Annotated in this window: 10 protein-coding genes; 7 read left to right on the top strand and 3 right to left on the bottom strand. The window is 70.4% G+C overall.

Features of this window, described 5'->3' with window-relative positions:
• Window positions 1-148 precede the first annotated feature (148 nt).
• Together AAHM41_RS22960 and AAHM41_RS22955 are read left to right on the top strand one after the other, a co-directional pair.
• Window positions 149-1,042, top strand: a complete 894-nt coding sequence (locus tag AAHM41_RS22960) for a carbohydrate ABC transporter permease (RefSeq protein ID WP_342238909.1) — start codon at window positions 149-151, stop codon at window positions 1,040-1,042.
• Window positions 1,039-1,866: a carbohydrate ABC transporter permease gene (locus tag AAHM41_RS22955; protein ID WP_342238908.1), complete on the top strand. Its 828-nt coding sequence runs from the start codon at window positions 1,039-1,041 to the stop codon at window positions 1,864-1,866. Before AAHM41_RS22960 ends, AAHM41_RS22955 begins: the two co-directional genes overlap by 4 nt.
• A gap of 54 nt (window positions 1,867-1,920) precedes the next feature.
• Here AAHM41_RS22955 and AAHM41_RS22950 read toward each other — a convergent pair whose 3' ends face one another.
• Window positions 1,921-2,142 carry a DUF1150 family protein gene (locus AAHM41_RS22950; RefSeq protein ID WP_342238912.1) on the bottom strand — a complete coding sequence of 74 codons (222 nt, stop codon included), beginning with the start codon at window positions 2,140-2,142 and terminating at the stop codon, window positions 1,921-1,923.
• Window positions 2,143-2,163: 21 nt separating this feature from the next.
• Window positions 2,164-2,628 carry an Hsp20 family protein gene (locus AAHM41_RS22945; RefSeq protein ID WP_342238907.1) on the bottom strand — a complete coding sequence of 155 codons (465 nt, stop codon included), beginning with the start codon at window positions 2,626-2,628 and terminating at the stop codon, window positions 2,164-2,166.
• A 187-nt stretch (window positions 2,629-2,815) separates the two neighbouring features.
• Here AAHM41_RS22945 and AAHM41_RS22940 point away from each other — a divergent pair, with 187 nt between their 5' ends.
• Window positions 2,816-3,316, top strand: coding sequence for a Fur family transcriptional regulator (locus tag AAHM41_RS22940; protein WP_342238906.1), 501 nt, complete (start codon window positions 2,816-2,818; stop codon window positions 3,314-3,316).
• A 196-nt stretch (window positions 3,317-3,512) separates the two neighbouring features.
• Here the strand turns inward: AAHM41_RS22940 and AAHM41_RS22935 are convergent, their stop codons facing one another.
• Window positions 3,513-4,295 carry an MBL fold metallo-hydrolase gene (locus AAHM41_RS22935; RefSeq protein WP_342238905.1) on the bottom strand — a complete coding sequence of 261 codons (783 nt, stop codon included), beginning with the start codon at window positions 4,293-4,295 and terminating at the stop codon, window positions 3,513-3,515.
• 200 nt (window positions 4,296-4,495) lie between these two features.
• Between AAHM41_RS22935 and AAHM41_RS22930 the strand changes: the two genes are divergently transcribed.
• From AAHM41_RS22930 to AAHM41_RS22915, 4 genes are read left to right on the top strand one after another with little or no spacing between them, the layout of a single operon-like run.
• The gene (locus tag AAHM41_RS22930) at window positions 4,496-5,464 is read left to right on the top strand and encodes a CobW family GTP-binding protein (RefSeq protein WP_342238904.1); all 969 of its coding nucleotides are present in this window, start codon (window positions 4,496-4,498) and stop codon (window positions 5,462-5,464) included.
• On the top strand, window positions 5,461-6,489 hold the full coding sequence (locus AAHM41_RS22925; RefSeq protein ID WP_342238903.1) for a WD40 repeat domain-containing protein: 1,029 nt from the start codon (window positions 5,461-5,463) through the stop codon (window positions 6,487-6,489). Before AAHM41_RS22930 ends, AAHM41_RS22925 begins: the two co-directional genes overlap by 4 nt.
• A complete protein-coding gene (locus tag AAHM41_RS22920; RefSeq protein WP_342238902.1) occupies window positions 6,486-6,782 on the top strand; it encodes a hypothetical protein in 297 nt (98 codons plus the stop codon). The genes AAHM41_RS22925 and AAHM41_RS22920 overlap by 4 nt, the downstream gene beginning before the upstream one ends.
• A gap of 42 nt (window positions 6,783-6,824) precedes the next feature.
• The gene (locus AAHM41_RS22915) at window positions 6,825-7,232 is read left to right on the top strand and encodes a GFA family protein (protein WP_342238901.1); all 408 of its coding nucleotides are present in this window, start codon (window positions 6,825-6,827) and stop codon (window positions 7,230-7,232) included.
• The last annotated feature ends 150 nt before the right edge of the window (window positions 7,233-7,382 follow it).

Here is a 7,382-nt window from a genome sequence, read left to right as displayed (position 1 = left end):
CGGCCGGGGCGGCCGCGATCAGCGCTCTCAACAACACCGGAAACCTGTCAACGATGTATCCGGTCTATAGTGTCAACGATCTCTCCGGTTGCACAGCTCCAGCACCGGCGTCGAGCTGGAGATGCATGGATCCGGTGGGCGCCGGCCGATGAGGTCCACGCGGACACGCAACCGGTCCGAGGCGATCGCCGGGGGGCTGATGGTGGCGCCGGTGTTGGCGTGGCTGGCGGCGACCATCCTGTATCCGCTCGGCGCCGCGGTTGTGCTCAGCCTGCGCGACATCCGCATCATCGGTTCCGATGGCGGCTTCGTCGGGCTCGGCAACTATGTCGACGTGCTGGGCATGGCCCGGCTGTGGGTGGCGCTGGGGCGAAGCCTGGTCTGGGTCGCCGGCAACGCCGTGCTGCAGACGCTGCTGGCGCTGGGCACCGCGCTGCTGCTGAACCAGCGCTTCCGCGGCGCCCGGCTGGTGCGGGTCTGGGTGATCCTGTCCTGGATCGTGCCGACCATCGTCGTCGTCATCATCTGGCGCTGGCTGCTCGGCACTTCCGGCGGGGTGGTGAACTATCTGCTGGTGTCGCTGGGATTGACCGATCGACCGGTCGGCTTTTTCGCCGGGCCGGGCAGCGCCATGGCGTCGCTGGTCGTGATCAACTCCTGGCGCTGGTTCCCCTTCGTCGCGGTGATGCTGCTGGCCGGGCTGCAACGCATACCGGCCGATCTCTACGAGGCGGCGGCGATCGACGGCGCCGGCCCCTGGCAGCGCTTCCGCCGCATCACCTGGCCGCTGCTGCAGCCGACCATGCTGGTGCTCGGCGTGGTCGGCACGCTGCTGTCCTTCAACGTCTTCGACATCATCTGGCTGACCACGGCGGGCGGCCCGTCCGGCGCCACCCAGACCCTGCCGGTGCTGATCTACGAGACCGCGTTCAAATCCTATCGGCTGGGCCAGGCAGCGGCGATGTCGGTGCTGGTCAGCCTGCTCCTGATGGCGCTGGCCGTCCTGCTGACCCGGGCCCTGGCGCCGAAGGGTGAAGCATGAGGCGCGGCCTCGGCCAGCGCCTCTCGATCGGCGGTGGGCTGCTCGGCCTCGCCGTCATCGTGCTGCTGCCCTTCTGGTTTATCGCCACCGGCGCGATCAAGGCGCCGCAGGAGATCATCGCCCGGGTGCCGACGCTGCTGCCGCACAGCTTCACCCTGCGGCATTTCGACAAGCTGCTCGGCGCCTCGGACTATCCGCGCTATCTCGGCAACAGCCTGGTGGTCGGGCTCGGCTCGACCGCGATCACCGTGGTGCTGTCGGTGCTGGCCGCCTACGGCTTCTATCGGCTGCGCTTCCCCGGGCGCGACCTCCTGTTCCGGGCAGTGCTGGTGGCCTATGCCTTCCCGGGGATCCTGATCCTGATCCCGCTCTACGGGATGATGTCGCAGGCCGGGCTGATCGACACCCCGGCGGCGCTGGTGATCGTCAACGTCACCTTCGCCTCGCCCTTCGCCATCTGGATGATGCGCAGCTTCTTCGCCTCGATCCCGGTGGAGCTGGAGGAGGCGGCGCTGATCGACGGCGCCTCGCGCCTGGCGATCCTGCTCAGGATCATGGTACCGCTGGCGGCGCCCGGCATCGCCAGCGTCGCCATCTTCGCCTTCATCGCCAGCTGGACCGAATATCTGTTCGCCTCGGTGCTGATCCTGTCCGACGCCAACCGCACTCTGCCGGTCGGCTTCGCCGGCATCATCGGCCAGTACCAGATCGACTGGGGCCTGCTGCTGGCCGGAGCGACGCTGGCGACGGTGCCGGTGGTGCTGCTGTTCGGCATCGTCGGACGATGGTTCATCGCCGGGCTGACCGCCGGGGCGGTGAAATAGAAAAGCCCCGCCAGCGGCGGGGCTTTCGCGTCAGATCATCGGACAGAGCGCAGGTCAGTGGGCGCTGACCGGCTCCATGTCGTTCTGGCGGACCACGGCGAAGGCGAGGTCGCGGTCCTTGACCATGGCCAGCGGGGTGCCGTCGGCGCCGTGCACGGCGAAGGCGGGCTCGCCCTCGACCACCACCGGCTTGACGAAGGCGATCTGGTTCAGTCCGATCGCCGCGAAATCGGTCGGCGACATCTGGGTGAAGGTCGGAATGGCATTGGTGTTCATGATGGTCACCACGGTTTCGGTTCACCCTTCGACGTCGGTCGAGACGTCGATCGCAGTCTTGCCGTTGGGCTTGGCCGCGGAGCGGTTGATGGCGATCGTCCGGACCTTGGTCTCGGGCACCGGCCGGCGGAGATCGATGTTCAGGAGCCCGTTGTCGAGCGAGGCCCCGGTCACCTCGATGCCCTCGGCCAGCACGAAGGCGCGCTGGAACTGGCGGGCGGCGATGCCGCGATGCAGGAACATGCGCTCCTTGTCGTCGGTCTGCTTGCCGCGGACCACCAGCTGGTTGTCCTCGATCTGCACCGTCAGGTCGGCATCGGTGAAACCGGCGACCGCCAGGGTGATGCGCAGCTGGTCCTCGCCGAGCTGCTCGATGTTATAGGGCGGATAGCCGTCATTCGGCGTCCTGCCGATCCGGTCGAGCGTCCGCTCGAACTGCTCGAAGCCGAGCAGGAGCGGGCTGTTGAACAGCGATACCCGCGTCATGGTCACTCCTCCTGAGAGCGAGCTGCCGGAACCCCCGGCTCGGGCGGCCCGATTCCTCGGCGCCTGCGGAGCGGGGCCCACGCGGCATCCCCACTCTCGTTCAATAGGAAATGGGGGGTGACCGGTCGGTTTCAAGATCGGCCGGGGGCGTGGCGTTCGGGGGATGCCGCATGCTATCACTCGACGCATGAGTCAGAAGCTGGAAGGCGCGGCGCCGAAGGGCAAGGCCGCCACGGCATCGAAGACGGCGACGGGCACGGCCCGGCGCGGCCGGCCCCCGCGCGCCGGGCTGTCGCACTGGCAGGCGCGGGTGCTCGACCTGGTGCGGGCCAGTGCCGAGCCGGCCAGCGCCTACGACATCCTCCGCGAGATGAAGGGCGACGGCATCACCGCGCCGCCGGTGGTGTACCGGGCGCTGAAGGGGCTGCTCGACCGCGGCCTGGTGCACCGGATCGAATCGCTCAACGCCTATGTGGTGTGCGGCGGGCCGGACCACCACCACACCCATCCGGCGCAATTCGCCATCTGCCGCGACTGCGGCCGGGTGGAGGAGATCACCGACGCCGCGGTGGACGGGCTGATCGAGGCCTGGACCGGGCGGATCGGCTTCGTCGCCGACAGCCGGACCATCGAGATCCTGGGCCGCTGCCGCGACTGCGCCGCCAACGCGGTGGCCGCCGCCGGCTAAGGCCTGGTTCGCCGCCGACTGCAGCCGGTTTTACCTCTCCCGCTTGGCGGGAGAGGTCGGGCTCGCGTAGCGAAACCGGGTGAGGGCTGGTCCCGGCCTCGACAAAATCCCCTCACCCGGAGCCGCCGCGCGTCTCCGACCTCTCCCGTAAACGGGAGAGGCAGAAACAGCGCCTGATCGTTTCCTGGGAACTGGCCTAGCCGGCGGGGCTGCAGCTCTTCGCCGCTTCGGCCTTGGCCAGCCGGTGGGTGTGGGACAGCAGCCCGGCATCGCCGGGCTCGCCCTGGTCCGGCACCACCATTTTGGCCGCCTTGCCGTAGCGGGCGATCACCGCCTCGACCGATTGCGGCCAGCGACAGATATCGGAGTCGGGGATAGCGGCGAGATTGGCCTGCTCGGCCCCCCGGATCATGCAGCCGCCGAACAGCACGGCGCTGTCGGGCAGGAAGGCCACCGTGTTGTCGCGGGTGTCCGCCGGGCCTGGATAGAACAGCTCGATCGCGCGGCCGCCGCCGGTGATGGTGGTCGATTCGCCGCTCCAGCTGCGCTGGATCGTGCCGGCGCCGGCCGCCTCCTTGACCGTCTCGTCACGGGCCAGCGACCAACCGCCGCGGGCATGCACTGCCGCCAGCCCGGCCAGCCGGTCGTCACGCGCGTGGGTCACCACCAGGTTGACCGGCCGGTTCGGCGCGGCCTCCGCCACCCGCTCCAGCAGCGCCACGGTCTGGGCCGGCGTCCAGGCGGCGTCGATCAGCAGCACCTCCTCGGGTCCGATCACGGCCAGGCCGTTGGACGGGATCCAGCCCTGGTCGCCCTTCCGCCAGCTGGTGTGCAGCCAGATGCCGTCCGCCAGCTCGCGGAAGCCCAGCGGCGGCGGCGTCTCCGAATCCTGGGCCAGCGCCGGCCGGATCAGGGCCAGGGACAGGCCGGCGGCGCAGCCATGCAGGAAGGCGCGGCGGGACGGGGCGGGAACGGGCATGTCGGTCCTCGGATGACGGGACGGCAGATCGGCCGCCCGGCAACGTCCCTCGCGGAGAATCTGGGCGATTCTGGGGCGCGATGCCGGGGTGGCGACCGGATGCGAGTCCGTCCATAGCATCCCACCGGCCGAGGGCGACAGGCTTGCATCTCTATTATGTTATATAATAACATTTAAATTCCTGAAGCCCGAGGCTCCCCATGTCCCGCATCCCCGTCACCTTGCTGACCGGCACTCTCGGCGCCGGCAAGACCACGCTCTTGAACCGGATCCTCTCCGAGGCGCATGGCCGGCGCTACGCCGTGATCGTCAATGAGTTCGGCGAGATCGGCATCGACGGCGACCTGGTGGTCGGCGTCGACGAGGAGGTGTTCGCGCTGAACAATGGCTGCCTGTGCTGCTCGGTGCGCGGCGACCTGATCCGGATCATCGGTGGGCTGATGAAGCGGGCCGGCAGCTTCGACCGCATCCTGGTCGAGACCACGGGCCTGGCCGACCCGGCGCCGGTGGCGCAGACCTTCCTGGTCGACGACGAGGTGCGCGAGCGCACCGCCCTCGACTCGATCGTCACCGTGGTCGACGCCCGCAACATCGAGGCGCGGCTGGCCGATAGCGACGAGGCGGAGGAGCAGGTGGCCTTCGCCGACACCATCCTGGTCAACAAGACCGACCTGGCGGACGAGGCCGGGCTGGCCACGGTGGAGGCGCGGCTGCGTGCCATCAACCCGGTGGCGCGGCTGCTGCGGACCCGACGCTGCGATGCCGATCTCGGCACCGTGCTGGACAATGGCGCCTTCGACCTCGACCGCTTGCTGGAGCTCGATCCCGACCTGCTCGACGGCCATGGGCATCATCATCACGAGCATGACGAGGGCATCGGCAGCGTCTCGTTCCGGCTCGACCGGCCGCTCGACGGCCGGCGCTTCGTCGACTGGATCGGCATGCTGCTGGCGATCCGCGGCGCCGACATCCTGCGCAGCAAGGGCATCCTGGCCTTCGCCGGCGAGGACCGGCCCTTCGTGTTCCAAGGCGTGCACATGCTGCAGGAGGGCGATTTCGCGCCGGCCTGGCGGCCCGGCCAGCCGCGCGAAAGCCGGCTGGTGCTGATCGGTCGCAACCTCGATGCCGGTGTGCTGCGTGCCGGCTTCGAGGGCTGCGCCGCCGCATGAGCCTGCTGCTGCCGCCGCGCGCCCTGGCGGAGGAGAGGGGCACGGTCTGGGCCTGGCCGGCGCCGGTGGTCGCCGCAGCCTTCGACGCGGCCGGGCATCTCGCCTTCGGTTTGGGTGACGGCACCATCCGGCTGGCATCGCCCGACGCATCCGAGTCCGAGGCGGTGCCGGCGCATCGCGGCGCCGTGCTGGCGCTGGCGCCGGATGTCGTCGGCGGCTTCCTCAGCGGCGGCGACGACGGCCGCCTGGTCAGCACCGCGCCGGACGGGACGGCGACCGAGATCGCCGCCGTACCGGGCCGCTGGATCAGCGCCGTCGACGCCGCACCCGCCACCGGGCGCCGCCTCGCCGTCGCCGGCAGCGAGGTGCTGGTGTTCGATGCGGACGGAACGCCGGTGACTCGGCTGCAGGGCCCGGCCGGGCTCGACAGCGCCGCCTTCGACCCGCGCGGCCAGCGCGTCGCCGCGGCGCATTACGGCGGCGTCACCGTCTGGTCGCCTCGGAAGCGCAGTTGGGCCGCGAAGCTGTATGGATGGCAGGGGGCGCATCTGGCGGTCGTCTGGCATCCGCGGTCGCGCTTCGTCGTCTCGGCGATGCAGGAGAAGGCGCTGCACGCCTGGCGCCTGTCGGACGGCGTGCACATGCAGATGCCGGGCTATCCGACCAAGCCGCGGTCGCTGGCCTGGGCCGATGGCGGCAAGGCGCTGCTGACCTCCGGCTCCGAAGGCGTGGTGTCCTGGCGCTTCACCGGCCGCGACGGCCCGATGGGCGGCACCGCCAGCGAAAGCGGCTGGGCCCGCGGTGTGCCGATCACCCGGGTGGCGGCGCATCCGCAGCTGCCGGTCGCGGCCGCCGGCGCCAAGGACGGCTTCGTCGCGCTGATGCCGCTCGACGGCAGCGGCTATGTGCCGGTGCTGCGGCCGAACGGCGCCCCGGTCGAGGCCCTGGCCTTCTCCCCCGACGGGCGCTGGCTGGCGGCGGGCGATGCCGGCGGCCGGGCGGCGCTGGTCGACCTGCAGCCGTGAGGGACCCGTCCGACGTCGCCACGCGCCGGGCCCGGCACTGGCCCGAGGCGCGGCGGGTGCTGAGCCATCCCGATTTCCACCACGGCTTCCGCGAGGCCCAGTCGGGCCGCCCGTTCGACCACCGCCGTGCCGATGCGCTGCCGCGGCTCGGCCAGATCCGCTACGAGAACGGGCGCCAGATCGCGGCCGAATGCGCCGCCCTCGGCCTGGCCGTGGATTGGCCGTCGCCGGGCCATATCCCGCCGGCCCTGAAGCATCTGGTGCTGCGTCGGCTGCAGCCGGGCCGGCGATAGGCTAGGCTGCCGCCCGGTTCGGGATGCGAAGCGGGGCGCGCCATGATGAAGATCGACGGTCGATGCCATTGCGGCCATGTCGCCTATGAGGCGGAGATCGACCCGGAGCGGGTGGGGATCTGCCACTGCACCGATTGCCAGGCGCTGACCGGCTCACCCTTCCGGGTCACGGTGACCGCGTCGCGCGACCGCATCCGGCTGACCGCGCATGAGCCGAAGGTCTATGTGAAGGTCGGCGCCAGCGGCCGCCGGCGACTGCAGTCCTTCTGCCCGGAATGCGGCTCGCCGCTGTTCGTCACCGGCGAGGGCGCCGATGCCGAGACCTGGGGCATCCGCTGGGGCAGCATCCGCCAGCGCGGCCAGCTGGCGCCGAAGCGGCAGATGTGGTGCCGCTCGGCCCTACCCTGGATCCATCGCCTCAAGGACCTGCCGGGCAAGCCCGCGGAGTGATGCCGTAGGTTGGGTTGCGACCGCGAACCCAGCCTACTCCCTTGGTCCAACCGGCCGGCGCTTTCCGATCGCGCAAAGATGTTATACATTAACGTCAATGGTGCTGCGCCCGCCGGGCGCTATGGTGCCTGACCTTATCACGCCATCGGC

Source organism: Inquilinus sp. OTU3971, from assembly GCF_038440215.1.
The sequence above is the reverse complement of the archived record's forward strand: the minus strand, read 5'-3'. Positions and strand labels throughout refer to the sequence as shown.

Coding starts and splice junctions, on each gene's coding strand:
- AAHM41_RS22960 (WP_342238909.1), top strand. CDS start 149: ATGAGGTCCACGCGGACACGCAACCGGTCCGAGGCGATCGCCGGGGGG.
- AAHM41_RS22955 (WP_342238908.1), top strand. CDS start 1,039: ATGAGGCGCGGCCTCGGCCAGCGCCTCTCGATCGGCGGTGGGCTGCTC.
- AAHM41_RS22950 (WP_342238912.1), bottom strand. CDS start 2,142: ATGAACACCAATGCCATTCCGACCTTCACCCAGATGTCGCCGACCGAT.
- AAHM41_RS22945 (WP_342238907.1), bottom strand. CDS start 2,628: ATGACGCGGGTATCGCTGTTCAACAGCCCGCTCCTGCTCGGCTTCGAG.
- AAHM41_RS22940 (WP_342238906.1), top strand. CDS start 2,816: ATGAGTCAGAAGCTGGAAGGCGCGGCGCCGAAGGGCAAGGCCGCCACG.
- AAHM41_RS22935 (WP_342238905.1), bottom strand. CDS start 4,295: ATGCCCGTTCCCGCCCCGTCCCGCCGCGCCTTCCTGCATGGCTGCGCC.
- AAHM41_RS22930 (WP_342238904.1), top strand. CDS start 4,496: ATGTCCCGCATCCCCGTCACCTTGCTGACCGGCACTCTCGGCGCCGGC.
- AAHM41_RS22925 (WP_342238903.1), top strand. CDS start 5,461: ATGAGCCTGCTGCTGCCGCCGCGCGCCCTGGCGGAGGAGAGGGGCACG.
- AAHM41_RS22915 (WP_342238901.1), top strand. CDS start 6,825: ATGATGAAGATCGACGGTCGATGCCATTGCGGCCATGTCGCCTATGAG.